The sequence below is a fragment of the Saccharopolyspora erythraea genome, assembly GCF_018141105.1.
Classification (GTDB): Bacteria; Actinomycetota; Actinomycetes; order Mycobacteriales; family Pseudonocardiaceae; genus Saccharopolyspora_D; species Saccharopolyspora_D erythraea_A.
Genome location: NZ_CP054839.1, coordinates 3,518,320 through 3,536,071 on the forward strand (window position 1 = coordinate 3,518,320; position 17,752 = coordinate 3,536,071).

Sequence of the window (17,752 nt, forward strand, 5' to 3'; positions counted from 1 at the left end):
TGCTCTTCCTCACAGGTCCAGGACCAGCCGGGTGGAACAGGCCCGGGACACGCAGATCATCATCGTGTCGTTGGCGGCCTGTTCGTCGGTGGTCAGCACGGAGTCGCGGTGGTCGGGTACGCCTGTGAGCACGGTGGTCTCGCAGGTGCCGCAGGTGCCTTCCTGGCACGAGGACAGCACCGGGACACCGGACTCCTCGACGACCTCCAGAACGGACCGGTCATCCGGCACGGTGAGCGTCGTCCCGGTCCGGGCGAGCTCGATCTCGAACGACTGCCGCGGGCCTTCACCGGCGCCGACTTTGGGTGTGAACCGCTCGACGTGCAGACAGCCGTGCTGCCGTTGTGCGCACTGCGCCGCCACCGCGTCCAGCAATGGCTCTGGCCCGCAGCAGTAGATGACGGTCTCACCATCGGGTTCGGTGAGCAGCGTCGCCAGGTCGAGCAGCCCGGTTTCGTCTTGCGGCCGGATGCTGACCCGGTCCCGGTGCCGCTGTTCGAGGCGGTCCCGGAACGCCATCGAGGCGCGGGTCCGGCCGCCGTAGACCAGTTGCCAGTCCGCGCCGGCCGCGTCGGCTTGAGCGATCATCGGCACGATCGGGGTGATGCCGATCCCGCCGGCGATGAACAGGTACCGGTTCGCGTCGACGAGCCGGAAGTTGTTGCGGGGCCCCCGCACGTGCACGGTGTCGCCCTCGGTGAGGGTGTCGTGCACGTGCGCGGACCCGCCGCGACCGGCCTCTTCCCGCAGGACGGCGACCTGCCAGACCGATCGTTCGGCTGGATCGCCGCACAGCGAGTACTGACGGGTGAGGTCGTCGCCGAGCACGAGATCGATGTGGGCGCCAGGTGTCCAGTCGGGCAGCTCGGCGCCGTCGGTGCCGCGCAGCGTCAGCTGCACGACGCCGTCGGCGAGTGATTCCTTCTTCTCCACGACCAGAGCGAGCTCGTGCTCCGGGTGGGGTTCGCGCGTCGTCATCGTTCCTCGTCTGCTCTCATGCCGACTCGTGCGCCGGCTCGCGTGGCGGGAGCTGGGCTGGTTCGGCCGGGTCGCCTTCGTCCGCCCGGTGGCCGTCGGGATGGGCGAGGAGCCATTCCCACAGTTCGACCGGGTCCTCGAAGACGCGCTCGGCGCCGCAGTGGCAGACCGCGCGGAGCCGGTCGGTGCCGAGCACCCAGTGGATTCGGTAGACGCGTTCGCCGCCGAGGACCGGAGGTGCGCCCGGGATGCCGGTGCGCTCGGTCATCGGGCCCGCTCCGCGGGGGCGTTGCGCGGGGCCTGGCCGGCCATGCGGGCGAGCATCCGGCGGGCTGCGAGCCCGCCGGTGTCGATGTTGATCGACAGCTCCTGGTAGCCCGCGGGCTCGGTCTGGACGACTTGCTCGAGGACGTCGAGCGCCTCGACGTCCTGCAGCACGACGGTGCGGTTGTTCTCGGCGAGGAACTCCGAGACCTCCCGGTCGTCGAGGGCGAAGTCGCGGGCCACGGCCCAGAAGTCGTGCGTGGAGTGCTCGGTCTCGGGGGTGATCGCGTAGACAACCTCGACGTGGAAGGCGTCCGGGTCGGTGCCGTCGGGGTTCGGGACCGAGCCGACCGGCGCGATCCGGCTGTGCAGCTTGTAGAGGCACGGCGGGGTGTACTCGATGTCCTGCCAGCGCGAGATCCGCCCCGACAGTCCGGTGGACTTGGCGTAGAACGGCGGGCACTCGGCGTCGTCCATGTGCCTGGACACGTAGACGATGCCGGCGTCGTCGTCGACCTCGGTGCTGATGGGGGTGTCGGCGACCTCGGGGGTGCCGATGTAGCCGCCGTGCAGGTAGGTCTCGTGGGACAGGTCGAGCAGGTTGTCCACGAGCAGGGAGAACCGGGCGCGCAGCGGTTCCAGGCCGCACACCGTGGTGTAGCCGGCGGAGTCCAGGTAGGGCGCGCGCGGGATGCGGGCCGGGTCGGCCTGCGCCGGGTCTCCGATCCACACCCAGACGAACGAGTCCTGCTCCACGACGGGGTACGGGGTGAGCCGTGCGGTGCGCGGCACGCGGTTCTGGCCGGGCACGGCGACGCACTTGCCGTCGGGTCCGTAGGTGAAGCCGTGGTAGCCGCAGACCACCTGGTCGCCGACCAGGCGGCTGGGCGCCTGCGAGAGCGGGAAGCGGCGGTGGACGCAGCGGTCGGAGTTGGCGGTCACCGCCCCGGACTCGGTGCGCCAGAACAGGATCGGCTCACCGCAGATCGTGCGTGAGAACAGGTCGCGACCGATCTCGGTGCTGTAGGCGGCGACGTACCACTGGTTGCGGGGAATGGTGTTCATGAGGAAGTTCCCTGGGTTCGTGCGTGGGTGGACAGGCGGGTCGCACCCGTGTCGACGGGGGCGCGAACGCGGAGCAGGACGAGGAGGGCGGCGGTCACGACGAAGACCGCGCAGAACAGGACGTACAGGTGCTGCGGAGTCCAGCCGCCGTCGAGCAGCGCGCCCGCGAGCGCGGGCGCGAGGATCGCACCGGCGCGGCCGATGGCGAGTCCCGTCCCGACGCCCGTGGTGCGCACCGCCGGGGCGTAGACGATCGGGGTCAGCGTGTAGAGACCGGCCACGCAGCCGTTGGCGAACACCCCGATCAGCGCGGCCACGGCGAACGCGACGGCCAGCGAGGCGGTCGAGGCGATGAACACGGCGAGCAGGACGCCGGTCACCACGAGGTAGGCGGCCAGCACCGCCCGCAGCGCGAACCGCGCGGCGAGGAGTCCCAGCAGCGCCGCGCCGAAGATGCCGCCGACGTTGAGCAGCGTGCCGCCGGTGATGCCGGCGGTGGGCGAGAGGCCCGCCTCGACCAGGAGTGCGGGCGTCCAGCTGGTCACGAAGTAGAACCCCGCCATGACGCAGAAGAACGCGGCCCAGAGCACGAGCGTGGTCCGGCGCAGGCGCGGGGTGAGCAGTTCGCGGTATCCGACCCCCTTCGGAGCCGGTTCCCGCTCCGGGAGTTCGCCCAGCCGGGGCTTGCCCATGCGGGCGAGCACCGCGTTGATCCGTTCCACGGCCCGCGGTGGCCGCCGGACCAGCAGGAAGTCCAGCGATTCGGGCAGCCGCCACCACACCAGCGGGATCGATGCCGCGGTGGCCAGGCCACCTGCCAGGAAAACCGACCGCCAGCCGTACTGGCCGATCAGCAGCGCGGCGAGCAGGCCACCGATCGTCGCGCCCAGGGCGTAGCCGGTGGAGTTGAGGCTGACGGCCAGGCCGCGCCAGCGCCGGGACGCGTACTCGGCGGCGATGACGTTGCTCGTGGCGAGGATGCCGCCGATGCCCAGGCCGGTGAAGGCCCGCAGCACGCCGAGCTGAGCGGCGGACTGGCTGGCCGCGGAGAGCAGCATCGCCGCGCTCGCCAGGGCGAGGCAGCCGAGCACGACCGGGCGGCGGCCCAAGCGGTCGGCCCACGGAGCGATGAACATCGACCCTGCGGCCATGCCGACGAGGCCGGCGGACAGCAGGAGGCCGAGTTCGGCGCCGGTGAGCCCCCAGTCGGCGGAGACGGCCTTGCCGGTGAAGGCCATGACGAGAACGTCGAAGCCGTCCAGCATGTTCAGCAGCACGCACACGGCGACCACGGACCACTGGAAGCCGGACATGGGCCTGTCGTCGATGAGATCCCTCAGCGGCGGGCTCATCGGAGCCGGTCCTCGGGACGCGGACGGTTCGGCGAACGCATAGCAGCACTCCGTTGTCGACTGCTTTCGGTGACCGCGCATCCGGTGGCCGGTGGGGTCCGGCCGTCTCGGCTCAGCGCGGTGCGGAGAGCATGCGCGTGCACGAACCCGGACTGAACAGCACTTCCGGAAAATGGAAGGAGTCGGCGGAACTGGTCAGCGGCTTCGTCAGTAGGACGTGGTCAAGGCGCGGCTGATCGCACGTGCGCTGGTGCGTACCAGCGGAGCAAGGGCGTGGGGCGAGGTGCCATGGCGCACGACGAGGGAAACCGCGGCGACGACCTGTCCCCGGGAGTCCACGATCGGCGCGGCGACCGAGATCGCGTCCATCGTGACCTGCCGGTCGCTGATGGAGAAGCCGTTGGACCGCACGTCGGCGAGCATCCGTCGCAACCGGGCGGGGTCGGCGACGGTCAGTTCGGTGTAGCGGTCGATGTGTCCGGCCAGGACTTCGTCCTGGAGTTCGGCCGGGGCGTGGGCGAGCAGCACCAGCCCGACGCCGGTGGCGGTGAGGGCGAACCGGCCCCCGACCCTGGTCAACACCGGCACCGCGCCCGACCCGGCGATGCGTTCGACGTAGACGACCTCGGTGCCCTCGCGAACGGCCAGTTGCACGTTCTCGCGCGTGATCTGGGACAGGTCCTCCAGGAACGGCAGCGCCCGTTCGCGCAGGCCCGCGCCGCGAGGCGCCAACGCCCCGAGCTCCCAGAGCCGCAGCCCGATGCAGTAGGCGCCGTCGGCGTCGCGCTCAAGGGCACCCCAGTCGACGAGCTCGCGGACCAGCCGGTGCGCTGTCGACAGCGGCATCCCGGCGTGCAGCGCGAGCTGGCTCAACGTCAGCGACGGCCTGGTAGGACCGAAGCAGTCCAGCAAGGTCAGGGCTCGTGTCGTCACGGGCCCGGTGGCGCCGGTGGGGTGGCCTCGCTGCCGCACTGTCACTTTCCCGTCCGCTCGTCGTCCGGTCTCAGACGTTGCCGCGTCTGTCCCGCGACGACCGCCGGCATGGACGTCGGAGGCGAGCCTATTCCGCCGTTTCCGCGTGCCGCCAGGGCACCGAGGCCGCCGGCGCCCGTCGTTCGGGCGGCACCGGGTGGACGAGTTCGCATCCGGGGCTGGAGTGATCCAGTCCATGGGTGCGGTGGGAAGCTCCGCGGACAACGCCGCCGCCGAAAGCCTGAACGCGGCCTTCAAGCGTGAGACCCTCCAGGGCACCCGGTGCTGGGACAGTGAACGCCACGCGCGGCTAGCCGCGTTCGGCCGGCTGCACCGCTACAACACCCGCCGTCGTCATTCCCACCTCGGTCAGCGATCCCCGATCGCCTACGAGGACAGCCTGATCCCGTCATCGACTACGCTGCCCGAAGCCGCATAACCCCGTGTCCGACACCCGGGGGCAAGGCCCGCCGGCAGCCACACCGTGAATCCGGACAGTACGACTGCGGCCAGCATCGGCTCGCCATAGGGCGCTGCGCTTGCGACCGATAGCAGCGAGGGCAGCAGCGCGATGGCGGTCGCGGTCCGGGCGGCGGAACGGCGGCCGGCGGCCAGCAGCAGGTAGGCGGGAACCCACGCCAGTTGCAGGAGGATGCCCACGACCCTCGTCCACTCCTCCCACGGCGCGACAGGGGAAGGGCTCCAGTCGAAGCGGTGCATCCGGCTGGCGATCGCCAGACCTGCCACCGAGACGGTCGCGGTCGCGGCTTGTGCGAGTAGTCCCAGCAGGGCGATAAGCCGCACCGCGTCGCCCATGCGGCGGGCGTGGGCCGGGGCGTGTACACCGCCGAAACGCGTCCGCACAGCGAGCGCGGCGATCGATGCGACCTCGCCCCGGTCAGGCCAGCCGTACTCGCCCCTGAGCTGGTCGATCTCCTCCTCGTCGCCTGGTTCGGCACGTGATCCGGGGCTGTCGGGAGTGGGATCGCCGCGGCCGTTCTCGCCGGCCGCTTCGCCGGCCAGGAACACCGCCACGAGCTCCTCCTCGCGCTCGGTGCGGTACCAGCGCGGCAACAGCCGCAGCAGGAACCGGTAGCGGGAGTCCAACGGCGTCATCATCACGCACCACCTCCGGGCGCGGGCCGAAATCCCCGGGCGCGCAGGCGTTGGGTCGCGACCTGAGCGGTTTCCGCCCGATGGGCGGCTTCCCGGGAAAGCGCGGTCATCCCGTCCTCGGTCAGGCGGTAGTAGCGCCGGAGCCGACCGTTGTGCACCTCTTCCCGGTCGAGTCCGACGAGACCATCGGCGCTGAGGCGGTCCAGCACGCCGTAGAGGGTCCCGACCCGCAACACCACCTGCTCATCGGAGAGTTCGCTGACCGCGCGCACGATCCCGTAGCCGTGCAGCGGGCCCTCCGCCAGCACTGTCAGTACCAGGAACGTCTGCTCCGACATCGTCTGCCTTCGCATGGCCGCCGCTATATATCACTTTGCGATATATAGCGCCTGCAGGGACGAAGCCGACTGTCTTCCTCCGCCGATGCGGGGACAGGTGCCGCGGTCGCGCGAGTGCGCCGGGAGCGCCGTTGCCAGCCGCCGAGGACGACGCGCGGGAACTGCCGGGGGAGGTGGCTACGGGCAGCTCCCGGATGTGCTGCCCGTAGCCGGTTCCCCTAGGTGCGGGCTTCCGACGACCCCCAGGCGTCGGTGCCCGCCGTGATCTGTTGTAGTCCGGATAAGTTGTCCGGGGTCGGTGGCTGGACTCCGGACAAAGATCTTCAGGACAATCGGCCGTTGATCGGAGGGGGTGTTCCGGAGGTGCCTCGACCGGAGCGTCCGCTGGATGCGGACAACGGGCCGGTTGCGGAGTTCGCGGCTGAGCTGCGGCTTCTGCGGGAGAAGGCGGGTAGTCCGCGGTATCGCGAGCTGTCGCGTCGGGCGCATTATTCGGTGACGACGTTGTCCGACGCGGCGGGCGGGAAGAAGTTGCCGACGCTTGCGGTGACGCTGGCCTACGTGCAGGCGTGCGGCGGCGATCGGCGGGAGTGGGAGCAGCGGTGGCAGGAGGTGACCGCACGGCTCGCCGTCCAGGACAACACCGCCGCGGCGGCCAACGGTGAGGCACCCGAGCTCGAGTGCCCCTATGTCGGGTTGGCCGCGTTCGGGCCCGAGGACGCGGAGCGGTTCTTCGGCCGCGACCGGGCGATCGGGGATGTGCTCGCCCGCATCCGCGAGGACCGCTTCCTCGCGGTGACGGGCGCTTCGGGTGCGGGCAAGTCGTCGTTGCTGCGTGCGGGTGTGGTGCCGAAGTTGCGTGCGAGCGGCGCGCGGACCGCGGTCCTGACGCCGACCCACCGCCCGCTGGAGGCCCTGGCCGCGCACCTGGGACACCTGACCGGCGAGTCGGCCACACGGCTGCATCGTGAGCTGGCCGAGGACCCGCAGGCCCTGCATCTGGCGGTGCTGCAGGCCCTGGCCGACGAGCCGGCGGAGTCCGAGCTGGTGCTGGTGGTGGACCAGTTCGAGGAGATCTTCACCCTCTGCCCCGACACCACCGTGCGCGCCGCTTTCCTCGTGCAGCTGGCCACCGCGGTCCACGCCGACAACTCCCGTCTGCGGGTTGTGCTGGGGATCCGCTCGGACTTCTTCGCGCGATGCCTGCAACATCCTGAGCTGGTGCCGCTCATGCGGGCGCCGGAGATCATCGAGGCGATGTCGACTGAGGAGTTGCGGCGGGCGATCACTCAGCCGGCGGTGAGTCAGGGCTGCACGGTTGAGGGTGCGTTGCTGGCGGAGATCACGGCGCAGGCGTCGGGGCAGGTTGGGATGCTGCCGCTGGTTTCGCACGTGCTGCGGGAGACCTGGCAGCGTCGTCGGGGCAACACTCTGACGTTGGTGGGCTACGAAGCCAGCGGCGGTATTCGCCACGCATTGGCCCACACGGCGGAGCACCTCTACACCGGGTTTACCGAGGCGCAGCAGCGTCGGGCTCGGGATTTGCTGGTGCGGCTGGTGGCGCTGGGGGAGGGGACGGAGGACACGAAGCGTCGTATCAGCCGCGGCGAGCTCGATCCCGACGCGGACACCGACGCGGTGCTCGATGCCTTGGCGCGGGCCAGGTTGGTCACCGTTGATGACGACGGTATCGAGATCACCCACGAAGCCCTGATCCGTTCTTGGTCCCGGCTGCGGCAGTGGATCGACGCGGACCGCGAGGGTGTTCGGCTGCACCGCGAGCTCACCGCCGCCACCACCACCTGGGAACGTCTCGCCCACGATCCCGGCGCTCTGTATCGGGGCGCGCAGCTGACCATCACCCGTGACTGGGTCACCCGCGCGGAGCCGGCTCTTACCGGTAGAGAACGGCAGTTCCTCCATGCCAGCACTGCCGCCGAGCGGCGCGAACACCGCGCTCGCGTGCTCCGCACCCGTGTGCTCCACGGGGCGTGCGTCAGCCTCGCGCTGCTGCTGGTCGTGGCGTCGGTGACCGCGGTCAGCGTCTACAACGGCGGTCAGCAGTCCATGTCGCGGCAGCTTGCCCAGCAGGCGCGGGACGCGCAGGCCACCGACCCCGCCGCGGCGATCCGCCTCGGCCTCCAAGCCCACGGAACCACCACGCTCGACGGCTCCACCACTGCCGAAGGACGCAGCGCGCTACTGAGCACCGCGGGACACCTCGATCACCACGGCACGCTGCCCAGCAACGGTGAACGCGTCAACGGGGTGGGGAAGCTGGCGTTCAGTCCCGACGGAGGTCTGCTCGCCTCCGCCGACCCCGAGCAGGTATCCGTCTGGGACGTCGCCACCCGTCGCTTGCGCACCCGGCTCACCGCCCCCGCCGCGAACAGGTCGGACCGTCCCGCCCCGTACGGGGCCGCGGCGTTTTCTCCCGATGGAACCCGCGTTGCTGCCAGTACCACCCGGGTCACCGGACGCATCGACGTGTGGCGGCTGGACGAACCCGGCCGGCCCTTCATCAGCCTGCCGTCGACCACCACGGGCAACGATCTCGAGTTCAGCCCGGACGGCCGCGTGCTCGCGACCGCCGGTGGCCCGCGCATCGAGCTCTGGGACCTCGACACGGGCCACCTTCTCGAAGCTTTTCCCATCATCAATGGTTATTCGGTGTCGTTCTCCCCCGATGGCCGGCTGCTTGCCTACTCCGGATATCCGGGGGACGTCATGATCTGGGACCGTGACACGCGAGGCCCCGCGTCCGCGTTACCGGGCTCGTACGGGCACTTCGAGCCGAGGTTCAGCCCTGACGGTCGCAAGCTGGTCACGATGGGCACCAGCGGCACGGGGCCGACCATCTGGGACGTCGCCGGCCGCACCGCGGAGATGAGCATCCACCAGGACAGCGCGATCTGGGAATTCGCGTTCTCGCCTGCGGATCAGTCACTGGTCATCGCCAACTCCGACGGCAGCGTCGACCGGCGCGATCACAACGGCAGCGGGCCACCCGTGCGGCTGGTGCCCGCCCGCCCCGGGGATCGGGTGGCGAGCATGAGCGTCAGCCGGACCGGCATCATCGCCATGACGACGTGGACCTTCGGCGACGCCATCACGCTGTGGGATACGAACCGGCTTCCCACCCGGCGGGACAGCGGCCCTTATCCCGAAGCTCTCACCTTCAGTGCGGAGGGCAGGCACCTGCTCGGCGCGTACAAGTCCGGTGAACTCACGACCTGGGCCGCCGAGCAGCTTCACCGCGTCGACTCGGCACCTGTGCTGCCGGGGGCTCCGGGGGCGACGCTGGCCGGTTTCAGCGCTGGGGGCAGGCGGTTCGTCGCCGTCACCAGTGCCGACGATCCACCACACCGCACGATCACGGTCGGCGATGTGGCTACTCGCACACCCATCGCTGTCGTCAGCGGGCCCCACACTTACCGGGCGGTCAACGCCCAGGGCACGCTGCTGGCCACCACCGGACCCGACGGTCTCCACGTCTGGAACGTCCAGGGTCCGGCGGCTCGGTTGGTCCACACGTTCTCCGACGTCCACCCCGATGCCACGGTCGCGTTCAGCCCCGACTCGCAGCATTTGGCAACCACGCGTGTGGATGGATCGTTCGGCGTGTGGGATCTGACCACCGGACGCTCCATCACACTGCCGATAGCCGCCGGCCCGGCAGACGACCTCGTGCCCCGGTACTCACCGAACGGCCGCATTCTGGCAGTGCGCACCGCCACCGGCGTGACACTGTGGAACGCGATCACCCGCACCCCGCTGGGAACCATCCCCGGCCACTACGGCCACGCCCTCGCCTTCAGCCCCGACTCCCAACGCCTCGCCCTGGCCACCCCGGACAACGCAATCGTCATCCGCGACCTCCCATCCCGCGCCGAGTGGGCAACCCTGACCGGCACAGTGGCCGACAGACCTGACGCGATCTCGACCTTGACGTGGTCCCCGGACGGAACGCGGCTCGCCGCCGCAGGCAACTCCCTCATGCTCTGGAGCACCGACATCGAGCAGGCCACGACGGCACTCTGCGACACCCTGACTCGTGACTTCCCCGATGAAGCCCAACCCCTGCCCTCGGATTGCGCATCAAGGGAGGTCATGACTCACGCAGCCGCGCTTCGGTAGTTCCGAAGCAGCAGGAACGCAGCGTCCATGGCTATTGACAAGGCGCCCTTTCGCAACGCCTCCGCGCGGCGGTTGCGCCCGGGAACTGCTCGCGCAGGACGAGCTCCCCACAGCGGTCGTCGCAGGCAACGACCGCAGTGCACACGGCCTGCTCACCACGCTCCTGCGCGCCGGGGTCCACGTGCCCGAGGACGTGTCCATCGTCGGCTATGACGACAGCCAGCTCGCGCGCCTGTCGTTCATCGATCTGACCTCCGTGCGCCAGGACGCAGCCGAAGTGGCCGAGCTAGCCGTCCAGGCCGCCGTTGAACGACTCGACGGCGGGCGCGCCGCCGACCGCGACATCGTCCTCAACCCCACCCTTGTCGTGCGGGGAAGCACCGGGCCGCCGCGCGCTTCGTGAAGCTAGTCGCGTCGGGCTCCGTCTGGCCAGATGATGCTCACGGGTGTGCCGCGTTCGCGGGCGGCGGCGACCACGTCGGCGGTGCCGCCGTAGCCGCGTGCGGGTTCGCCGTCCCAGACCGCGAACAGCCTGTCGGCCATTTCAAGCATTTTGATGCTGGCGGCCATGTGCGCTTCGGAGGTGGAGTCGGGGAAGTCGAGCCGGACGACGTCGGAGGCGCGGCTGAACAGGTCGTCGTATTCAACGTGGTGCTCTTCGGGCAGTTTGTCGCGGTAGTTGGTTGCCGGGACGATGACGACCAGTGAGCCACCGCGGTCGAGCACCGCCCGGGCGAAGAGCGCGTCCGCGCCGTCGGCGAGGCAGCTCAAGCCGACCAGGAAGTCTTCGTCATATTGCCCGAGGTCTGCGTAGAGCGCCCAGCTCACCAGCCCGGCCGTCGGCGGTGCGAGACCTCGGTGGCCTGTCACGGCAAGTCGGCTCACCATTGCTCCTCGTCGTAGAGCCCGATCAATCGACATGCCTGAGTCCATTCGCTGGCTCATCGAACACGACCAGCTCGAGGTGGATCGTCCCCTCGTCGTGCAATTCCTCGGTGGCCCCTGGCCGGGCGATTGCCGGGCTCAGGATGTGCTGGCTGCCACTTCCGCTTCGATGCGTTCGAAGATGTCGACCTCGGTTTCCTTCTGCCATTCGGGCATGTCGGCCCAGTCGGCGATGTAGGCGGGCTTGGGGTCGGGGATGTGGCGGTAGATCTGCCCGATCCAGCAGGTGGCGACGAAGCGGCCCTTCTGTTCGCGGGTGAGCTTGGCGGTGTTGCCGTCGGTGGCCACGATGAAGTCGTGCACCTGCTGGTACACGGCCGCGGCACTGGCGCGTTCCCAGTCGGGTGTGTCATCCCAGGAGGCGATGTAGCCGGGCTTGGGTTCGCCGGGGTAGTGCTTGGTCACTCCGGCGATCCAGGCCTCGCGGAAGATCCGTCCCTGCTCGTCGGACACTGCGGTTCTCCTTACTGCCGTGGGGCGGGTGCGGTTGCAGCGGTTTTGAGTTGTGAGTCCAGGTAGCGGACGTGCCGGTCGGCCAGGTAGGGCACGAGTTGGGTGCGTAGGTCGCCGAGCTTGCGGCCGAGGTAGCCGGCCGAGGACGTCTGGCGCGCGATGTCGAGTGCGGCGGCACCGTGCATGAGCAGTTGGTCGACATCGCCGCGTTGTGCTCCGACGGTGGCGAGGTCGGCGAGCACGCTGCTGCGTCGGCGGGTGGAGACGCCCGATTTCAGAGCCTCGATAAGGATCGGTTCGGCGAGGTCCGGGCGGCGGAGCGTGACGTAGCAGGAGCCGCGTTCTTCGTCGAGGCGCGAGCCCTCGAAGCGCAGCCAGCCCGTGGTCAGTGCCTGTGCGCTGAGTTCGTTGACGTGCTGGGCCTTGTCCAGTGCACGCCGACATGCCCCGAGGTCTCCGACGCCGGCGTGGGTTTGGGCCTGGACGGCGGCGACCCAGTAACGGGTGGACCGGTCTGGATTACCGCGGACGGCCAGGTGCGCGGCTGCGTCCAGCAGTGGCGCGGCGTGGTCGTACTGTCGTTCGGTGATGCCGATGAACGCGTGCCGCGTCATGGCGCAGGCCCACAGGTCGAACTCGCGGGCTTCCTTGCTGGCGTGGGCGGCTTCGGAGTAGCAGTACGCCGCGTCGGCGTAGTGGTCGCTGTCGAAGAAGATCTCACCGCAAAGCTGGAACAGGTCCCCAGCCAGTGCGCACAGCCGGCGACGCAGTCCGGCCTCCTGCGGCTCGTTCAAGCTGTTGTGCAGGATGGCGAGATGCCGGCGTGCCGCCGGAAGGATCTCGCGCTTCGACCGCGCCGAGGAGAACTTGGTCCACAGCTCTGCGTTGAGGCGTTCGTAGGTGTCGACTGTCGCGGAGTCGAGCTGGCGGGGCTTCTCGATGCCGTGGACGAGTCGGTCGATGTCGATCGAGGGAATCGAGAGCAGGCTGCCTGTGACCGTCACGAGGCGGAGTAGTTCACGGCGATTCACGTCGTCACGTTGCCAATCGTGCTCATGCGGCGAGCCGGATGACCGCGGAATGGGTGCTGTTGTGGCGCTCCTTGGTACCTCTGGGCACTGCAGTTCGGCAATCTTGAGCTGGTTCTCCTGCTGCCGGATTCGGTCGAAGTGGGCGAGCAGCTCGCCGCGTGCGTGCAGTGCCTGGTCGACGGCCTGCCAGAACTCGCGGCCGGGGCACTGGCGGCCCGCCTCGATGTGTGCGATCGACGTGCGGGAGTAGTTGGTGATCCGGCCGAGGGCGCTCTGATCGAGCAGAGACGCCTGGCGCCAGCCCTTGAGCGCAGCGCCCAGTCCCCGCCGCAGTTCGAGGACCGCGTCCGGCGTACGGGCCATGGAGGTCTCCAGTCGTGTGCTGAGCACCTGTCCGGTTCGCATCCAGCGTAGCCAGCCGCGTGATCACCGAGGCGGATCTCGGTGTGGGAGTTGCGTCCACATCGTCGCCCACGGCAGCTCCACACGGTTACGTGGTGATCGCAGAGAGCAACAGTTGGCGGAAGGACGCGGCAACGAATGAGCTTGTCCGAGGTTGACGCGCTGTTGACCGAGCTGCGCCGACAAGCGTGGGTGCTCTACGTCTTCGGGCCGAAGGAGGAACCGGAAGTCTTGGCCACCGTGCTGAGACGGCCGACCTGCGCGGGGAGGACGACGCCACCGCGTTCCGCGCTCCGACGATGGCGGGTGCGGACGTGTTCGCGCCCGAACTGGTGTCGTGGCAGTACCACTCGTCTGCCGTCTGGACGCTGCGTGCGGCGCTCACCCTGCCACCCCCTGGGCACGCCCAGGCACCGATAGCGGTGCTGAAGCCCGACCCGCTGTGCTTATTGCCTGCCGACCTCGGCCGACCCATCACCGTGCGACCGACTTCGCTCGCCGGAGCTCCTGCCCACACCAACTCGCCGGGATTCGGCGTCCATAGGCCCGGCTCGGTGTCGTTGCCTCCGAACCTCGGTATCGAGCCGCGCGGCTGGGCGGTGCATAACCGGAGCGCACCGCCCAGCCACATCCACACATGAGCACATCAGGAAGGAGGAAAGACCGCTGCAGGCGGGATGGGCCTTGACGAATCGGCGCAGTCCAGCACTGGCCGGAACTCGCGGCCCATTCCGCAAGAACTTCCAAGTCAAGTACACGTCAGGAGGAAACATGACCGCTGTCTTCGAACAGACAGCAGCACGAGCCTTGATACCCGATGATCTCTTCTCGCGGCTGGTCGAGCGCATCGCACGCGAGCACACCGAACTGGGCAGGGCCATTGCCGCGCGCATCATGGACCAGGCGCTTGCCTTCCTGGGGGCATGCGCTCGAAACCACGGTCAGCCGCTGGCTCCAAGCCCACTGGTGGACATCGGGTGGCACGAGTTCCTGATGTACACCTGCGAATACGCCGAGTTCTGCGACCGCGTCGCCGGCCGTTTCCTGCACCACGTGCCGGAAGACGTCGCCGGGTCGTCGCCCGCGGGTGACCCGATCGCGGTGCGACACCGCACCGTCGCGGCGATCGAACAGGCCGGGTACGTCGTCGACCGCCAGCTATGGTTCCTCACCGGCTCGATCTCGTGCAGCCAGTGCCACAACGGCTGCTACGACGACCCGCCGCCGGACCCGCCGCCGAAGAAGTGAGCACCGCCGATGATCCGACGTGACTGGGACGAACTGCCCGCAGGCGTGCGTGCCGCGATCGAGGACCAGTGCGGCAACGTGACGCGGGTGGTGCTCCCGGCCGCCGGACGGAATTCGGACGTGTCCGCCACCCTGCACACCGGTGGCGGACACGTCCTGTTCTGCAAAGGCGTCCGCCTCGACAGCCCGCGCGCGAGGATGCACCGGCACGAGGCACAGGTGAACCCGTACCTGCCGTTCGGGGTGGCGCCGGGTGTGCTGTGGCAGGTCGAGGTCGACGGGTGGTTGCTGCTCGGGTTCGAGCACGCGCCGGGGCGGCATGCCGATCTCACCCCCGGCTCCCCGGACCTGCCGCTGCTGGCTGACACGCTGCGCATGCTCGGTTCGGCGTTGACGCCTGCACCTGTCGAGGCTCCGCGACTGGCTGAGCAATGGGCGCGGCTGGCCGCGTGGCGGCGGCTGGCGCACGACCGGGAGACCGAGCCCGCAGGGTGGCTGCGGAACCGGCTTGCCGAGTTCGTCGACCGGGAACTTCGCGCGTTCGAGGCCGTCGACGGCGACTCCCTGGTCCACACCGACCTCCACCCGCTGAACGTGCTGGTATCCGATCGGGCTCGGGTGATCGACTGGGCGTGGTCGCGTCGTGCGGCGCCGTGGGTGGATGCCGCACTGTTGGTGTTGCGGCTCATCGATTCCGGCCACGCCCCCGAGGCCGCCGAACGCTGGGTTGCCGAAGCCGTGCCCGCGTGGTCGGCGGTGAACGAGGAGGTCCGCACCGACTTCGCCGTCGCTGTGCTCGGGGTGTGGCAGCACATGGCCCGCACCGACCCCGGCCTTCACCGCGTCCCGCTGGTGGACGTCGCGCGCCGATGGGTCGCGTACCGGCTCGGCGAGGTGACGCCGCCGCTGCTGGATGCGACGCGGTAGTCGGCCGCGGGTACGGCGATGGAGCACTGACACGTGGTGGGTCCGGGACGTTGAGGCCGCGCGAAGAGGCAAAGCTTCTCGGCTGATTGCGCTTTCCGATCGCGCCGACAACCAGCGGTGACGTGTTTGCGGTGCTCACCGCTGTTCCGCATTGCTCCGGTGCTGCGGGCGACCTCGGCCGTTCACCTGGAGTACAAGGACCGCTGTTGCACTCGGCTCTGTTCGGCGGAAGTCCGCCGGGGAGGGTGGAAGGTGCGCGGTGAGCGGTATCGAGCTACAGGGTGTGAGCCGTCGATTCGGTTCGGTCGCAGCGGTGGACGACGTGTGGCTGGACATCGCCGACGGCGAGTTCCTGGTGCTGCTGGGGCCCAGCGGTTGCGGGAAGTCCACGCTGCTGCGGATGGTCGCCGGGCTGCTGCCGCCGACCGGAGGCCGGGTGCGGCTGGCGGGTGCCGACATCACCGATGTTCCGCCGCAGGGTCGCGACCTCGCCATGGTGTTCCAGAGCTACGCGCTCTACCCGCACCTGTCCGTCGCTCGCAACCTCGGTTTCCCGCTGCGGGCGCGGCGTTGGCCGCGCGCCCGCATCCGGGCGAAGGTCGCCGAGGTGGCAGCCCAGCTCGACCTGGTGGAGCTGCTCGACCGCAAACCGCGCGAGCTGTCGGGTGGTCAGCGGCAGCGGGTCGCGTTGGGGCGGGCGCTGGTGCGCGATCCCGGCGCGTTCCTGATGGACGAACCGCTGTCCAACCTGGATGCGAAGCTGCGGGCCGGTACCCGTGCGGAGATCTCGGCTCTGCACCGGCGGCTGGGGGCGACGATGGTCTACGTCACCCACGACCAGGTCGAGGCCATGACGATGGCGACCCGGATCGCCCTGCTCAACGCGGGCAAGCTCGAGCAGGTCGGTACGCCCGCCGAGGTCTACGACCAACCGGCGACCACGTTCGCCGCCCGGTTCCTGGGTTCCCCGGCGATGAACCTGCTCGATGCCACCGTGCGCGCCGAGGGCGGCGGGCTCACCGCGCGTGCCGCCGAGGTCTCACTGGACCTCGGCATCGAGGGCGAGCTCCCCGAACGCGAGGTGGTGCTCGGAGTGCGGCCCGAGCACCTGCGTCCTGCCGCGGACGCGGAGGCAGGTATCCGCGCGCTGGTGACGGCGGTGGAGAACCTCGGTCACGAAGAGGTCGCCCACTGCGAGGTGGGCGCCTCCGCGATCTGCGTCCGCGGTCCCCGCCCGCTCGATCTGCGCCCCGGCGACCGGGTCGCCCTGACCGCCGACGCCCGGCACCTGCACCTGTTCGACCCCGGCAGCGGCCGCAGGCTGACCTGGCAGTCCGCCCCCGTCGCCGCCGGCGTCTGATTCCCCATCACATCGAGGAGAGTCCCATGAGAAGGTCCCTGGCCGCGGTCTCCGCGGCGATGGCCGTCGCGCTGACCGCCGCGAGCTGCGGGTTCGGCACGACCGACACCCCGGCGCCGGTCACCAGAGCCCCGGAGCTGGCCCCGGGCCAGCAGATCTCGATCGTCTTCGAGAGCTACAACTTCGGTCAGGCAGGTGCGTGGACCGACACCTTCAACGAGCTCATCGACGAGTTCGAGAGGACCCACCCCGGCATCACGGTCACCGCGCAGAAGCCGCAGGGCAACAGCGCGAACCCGGCCACCGACACGATTCCCAGCCTGCAGAGCCAGCTCACCGCGGGCAGTCCGCCGGACGTGGTGCAGCTCGGCTTCAGCGACCTGGACTTCGTGGTCAACCAGCTCGGCGCCGCGCCGCTCGACGACCTGGTCGGCAAGGACGAGGTGGCCTCGTTCATGTTCGGCGACAGCGTTTGTGCATCGGTTCGGGAGGCGTATGAGGAGGTCCGGAGGTCGGGGATGTGCGTGGAAAATGACGTCACTGCGTGGCGCTGGACGCCGAAGCTGCCTTGAGGCCAACGTAGGCGATCATGAGAGTGATGGCCCTTTGACCGCGTTCGTCGCAGAACAGGAGTTCCGTTGCGCTACTGCCACCGTCTGGCGACTCGTAAGGACCTGGCCGCGATCGTCGACATCTATAACCACGCGATCCTGGAGAAGGCGAGCACTTGCGATGTGGAACCGGTCAGCGTCGCTTCCCGGCAAGCGTGGTTCGATGCTTCGCATCCGGACCGCCACCCCATCTGGGTCGGCTATGACTCGCACGCCCCGCAGACCGTAACCGGGTACCTGACCTTCGATCCCTTCCTCAACGGCCGCCCCGGATACGACGTGACCTCAGACATCGCCGTGTATCTGCACCCCGAGCACCGTGGCCGTGGGCAAGGCACCTATCTGCTGGACGAAGCGGTCGCGCACGCCCCGAAACTGGGCGCGCGAACCCTGGCCGCGTCCATCTTCGCCAGCAACACCGCTAGCCTCCGACTCTTCCAGTCGCATGGCTTCCGTGAGTGGGGACGACTGCCGGGGGTTGCCGATCTGGGTGGCGGAGTGATCCACGACGTCGTCTTCGTCGGACGACCGGTAGGTAACTCCGCAGGGTGAA

Annotated in this window: 18 protein-coding genes and 1 pseudogene; 9 read left to right on the plus strand and 10 right to left on the minus strand. The window is 69.5% G+C overall.

Features of this window, described 5'->3' with window-relative positions; translation table 11 throughout:
• Nucleotides 1-9 precede the first annotated feature (9 nt).
• The 5 genes from HUO13_RS16095 to HUO13_RS16115 form a co-directional block, all read right to left on the minus strand.
• Nucleotides 10-978 (minus strand): PDR/VanB family oxidoreductase, encoded by a 969-nt coding sequence (locus HUO13_RS16095; RefSeq protein ID WP_211902138.1) that lies wholly within the window; start codon nt 976-978, stop codon nt 10-12.
• A 16-nt stretch (nt 979-994) separates the two neighbouring features.
• A complete protein-coding gene (locus HUO13_RS16100) occupies nt 995-1,246 on the minus strand; it encodes a hypothetical protein (RefSeq protein ID WP_211902139.1) in 252 nt (83 codons plus the stop codon).
• Entirely contained in the window at nt 1,243-2,307 is a 1,065-nt protein-coding gene (locus tag HUO13_RS16105; RefSeq protein ID WP_211902140.1) for an aromatic ring-hydroxylating dioxygenase subunit alpha, read from the minus strand. Before HUO13_RS16105 ends, HUO13_RS16100 begins: the two co-directional genes overlap by 4 nt.
• Complete coding sequence (locus tag HUO13_RS16110; RefSeq protein ID WP_211902141.1) at nt 2,304-3,659, minus strand: MFS transporter; 1,356 nt, start codon at nt 3,657-3,659, stop codon at nt 2,304-2,306. The genes HUO13_RS16105 and HUO13_RS16110 overlap by 4 nt, the downstream gene beginning before the upstream one ends.
• 207 nt (nt 3,660-3,866) lie before the next feature.
• Entirely contained in the window at nt 3,867-4,592 is a 726-nt protein-coding gene (locus HUO13_RS16115; RefSeq protein WP_249124897.1) for an IclR family transcriptional regulator, read from the minus strand.
• A 220-nt stretch (nt 4,593-4,812) separates the two neighbouring features.
• Here HUO13_RS16115 and HUO13_RS16120 point away from each other — a divergent pair.
• A pseudogene (locus HUO13_RS16120) lies at nt 4,813-5,070 on the plus strand (integrase core domain-containing protein); the annotation flags it as partial.
• Here the strand turns inward: HUO13_RS16120 and HUO13_RS16125 are convergent.
• Together HUO13_RS16125 and HUO13_RS16130 are read right to left on the minus strand one after the other, a co-directional pair.
• Nucleotides 5,019-5,750 (minus strand): hypothetical protein, encoded by a 732-nt coding sequence (locus HUO13_RS16125; RefSeq protein ID WP_211902143.1) that lies wholly within the window; start codon nt 5,748-5,750, stop codon nt 5,019-5,021. The pseudogene HUO13_RS16120 and the gene HUO13_RS16125 overlap by 52 nt on opposite strands.
• Entirely contained in the window at nt 5,750-6,100 is a 351-nt protein-coding gene (locus HUO13_RS16130; RefSeq protein WP_249124899.1) for a PadR family transcriptional regulator, read from the minus strand. The genes HUO13_RS16125 and HUO13_RS16130 overlap by 1 nt, the downstream gene beginning before the upstream one ends.
• 348 nt (nt 6,101-6,448) lie before the next feature.
• Here HUO13_RS16130 and HUO13_RS16135 point away from each other — a divergent pair, with 348 nt between their 5' ends.
• Together HUO13_RS16135 and HUO13_RS16140 are read left to right on the plus strand one after the other, a co-directional pair.
• Complete coding sequence (locus tag HUO13_RS16135) at nt 6,449-10,222, plus strand: helix-turn-helix domain-containing protein (RefSeq protein WP_211902144.1); 3,774 nt, start codon at nt 6,449-6,451, stop codon at nt 10,220-10,222.
• A gap of 34 nt (nt 10,223-10,256) precedes the next feature.
• Entirely contained in the window at nt 10,257-10,625 is a 369-nt protein-coding gene (locus HUO13_RS16140; RefSeq protein ID WP_249124901.1) for a substrate-binding domain-containing protein, read from the plus strand.
• Between the two features lie 2 nt (nt 10,626-10,627).
• Here the strand turns inward: HUO13_RS16140 and HUO13_RS16145 are convergent, their stop codons facing one another.
• The 3 genes from HUO13_RS16145 to HUO13_RS16155 all read right to left on the minus strand — a co-directional run bounded on the left by HUO13_RS16145 (nt 10,628) and on the right by HUO13_RS16155 (nt 13,014).
• On the minus strand, nt 10,628-11,050 hold the full coding sequence (locus HUO13_RS16145; protein ID WP_249124902.1) for a hypothetical protein: 423 nt from the start codon (nt 11,048-11,050) through the stop codon (nt 10,628-10,630).
• A gap of 195 nt (nt 11,051-11,245) precedes the next feature.
• Nucleotides 11,246-11,620, minus strand: a complete 375-nt coding sequence (locus HUO13_RS16150) for a hypothetical protein (RefSeq protein ID WP_211902145.1) — start codon at nt 11,618-11,620, stop codon at nt 11,246-11,248.
• An 11-nt stretch (nt 11,621-11,631) separates the two neighbouring features.
• On the minus strand, nt 11,632-13,014 hold the full coding sequence (locus tag HUO13_RS16155) for a helix-turn-helix domain-containing protein (RefSeq protein ID WP_211902146.1): 1,383 nt from the start codon (nt 13,012-13,014) through the stop codon (nt 11,632-11,634).
• A gap of 338 nt (nt 13,015-13,352) precedes the next feature.
• Here HUO13_RS16155 and HUO13_RS37465 point away from each other — a divergent pair, with 338 nt between their 5' ends.
• From HUO13_RS37465 to HUO13_RS16185, 6 genes are all read left to right on the plus strand, one after another.
• Nucleotides 13,353-13,694: a hypothetical protein gene (locus HUO13_RS37465; RefSeq protein WP_249124903.1), complete on the plus strand. Its 342-nt coding sequence runs from the start codon at nt 13,353-13,355 to the stop codon at nt 13,692-13,694.
• 130 nt (nt 13,695-13,824) lie between these two features.
• Nucleotides 13,825-14,301, plus strand: coding sequence for a glycine-rich domain-containing protein (locus tag HUO13_RS16165; RefSeq protein WP_211902147.1), 477 nt, complete (start codon nt 13,825-13,827; stop codon nt 14,299-14,301).
• Between the two features lie 9 nt (nt 14,302-14,310).
• Nucleotides 14,311-15,228, plus strand: a complete 918-nt coding sequence (locus HUO13_RS16170) for a hypothetical protein (RefSeq protein WP_211902148.1) — start codon at nt 14,311-14,313, stop codon at nt 15,226-15,228.
• A gap of 259 nt (nt 15,229-15,487) precedes the next feature.
• Complete coding sequence (locus tag HUO13_RS16175) at nt 15,488-16,588, plus strand: ABC transporter ATP-binding protein (protein WP_211902149.1); 1,101 nt, start codon at nt 15,488-15,490, stop codon at nt 16,586-16,588.
• A 26-nt stretch (nt 16,589-16,614) separates the two neighbouring features.
• Nucleotides 16,615-17,160, plus strand: coding sequence for an extracellular solute-binding protein (locus HUO13_RS16180; protein ID WP_249124904.1), 546 nt, complete (start codon nt 16,615-16,617; stop codon nt 17,158-17,160).
• 66 nt (nt 17,161-17,226) lie between these two features.
• Entirely contained in the window at nt 17,227-17,751 is a 525-nt protein-coding gene (locus tag HUO13_RS16185) for a GNAT family N-acetyltransferase (protein ID WP_211902150.1), read from the plus strand.
• Nucleotide 17,752: the final 1 nt, after the last annotated feature.

What these genes read in the sequence shown, in the direction of transcription:
- HUO13_RS16180 (WP_249124904.1), top strand. Translation starts at nt 16,615, where the DNA reads ATGAGAAGGTCCCTGGCCGCGGTCTCCGCGGCGATGGCCGTCGCGCTG.
- HUO13_RS16155 (WP_211902146.1), bottom strand. Translation starts at nt 13,014, where the DNA reads ATGGCCCGTACGCCGGACGCGGTCCTCGAACTGCGGCGGGGACTGGGC.
- HUO13_RS16105 (WP_211902140.1), bottom strand. Translation starts at nt 2,307, where the DNA reads ATGAACACCATTCCCCGCAACCAGTGGTACGTCGCCGCCTACAGCACC.
- HUO13_RS16100 (WP_211902139.1), bottom strand. Translation starts at nt 1,246, where the DNA reads ATGACCGAGCGCACCGGCATCCCGGGCGCACCTCCGGTCCTCGGCGGC.
- HUO13_RS16165 (WP_211902147.1), top strand. Translation starts at nt 13,825, where the DNA reads ATGACCGCTGTCTTCGAACAGACAGCAGCACGAGCCTTGATACCCGAT.
- HUO13_RS16130 (WP_249124899.1), bottom strand. Translation starts at nt 6,100, where the DNA reads ATGCGAAGGCAGACGATGTCGGAGCAGACGTTCCTGGTACTGACAGTG.
- HUO13_RS37465 (WP_249124903.1), top strand. Translation starts at nt 13,353, where the DNA reads ATGGCGGGTGCGGACGTGTTCGCGCCCGAACTGGTGTCGTGGCAGTAC.
- HUO13_RS16110 (WP_211902141.1), bottom strand. Translation starts at nt 3,659, where the DNA reads ATGAGCCCGCCGCTGAGGGATCTCATCGACGACAGGCCCATGTCCGGC.
- HUO13_RS16170 (WP_211902148.1), top strand. Translation starts at nt 14,311, where the DNA reads ATGATCCGACGTGACTGGGACGAACTGCCCGCAGGCGTGCGTGCCGCG.
- HUO13_RS16095 (WP_211902138.1), bottom strand. Translation starts at nt 978, where the DNA reads ATGACGACGCGCGAACCCCACCCGGAGCACGAGCTCGCTCTGGTCGTG.
- HUO13_RS16125 (WP_211902143.1), bottom strand. Translation starts at nt 5,750, where the DNA reads ATGATGACGCCGTTGGACTCCCGCTACCGGTTCCTGCTGCGGCTGTTG.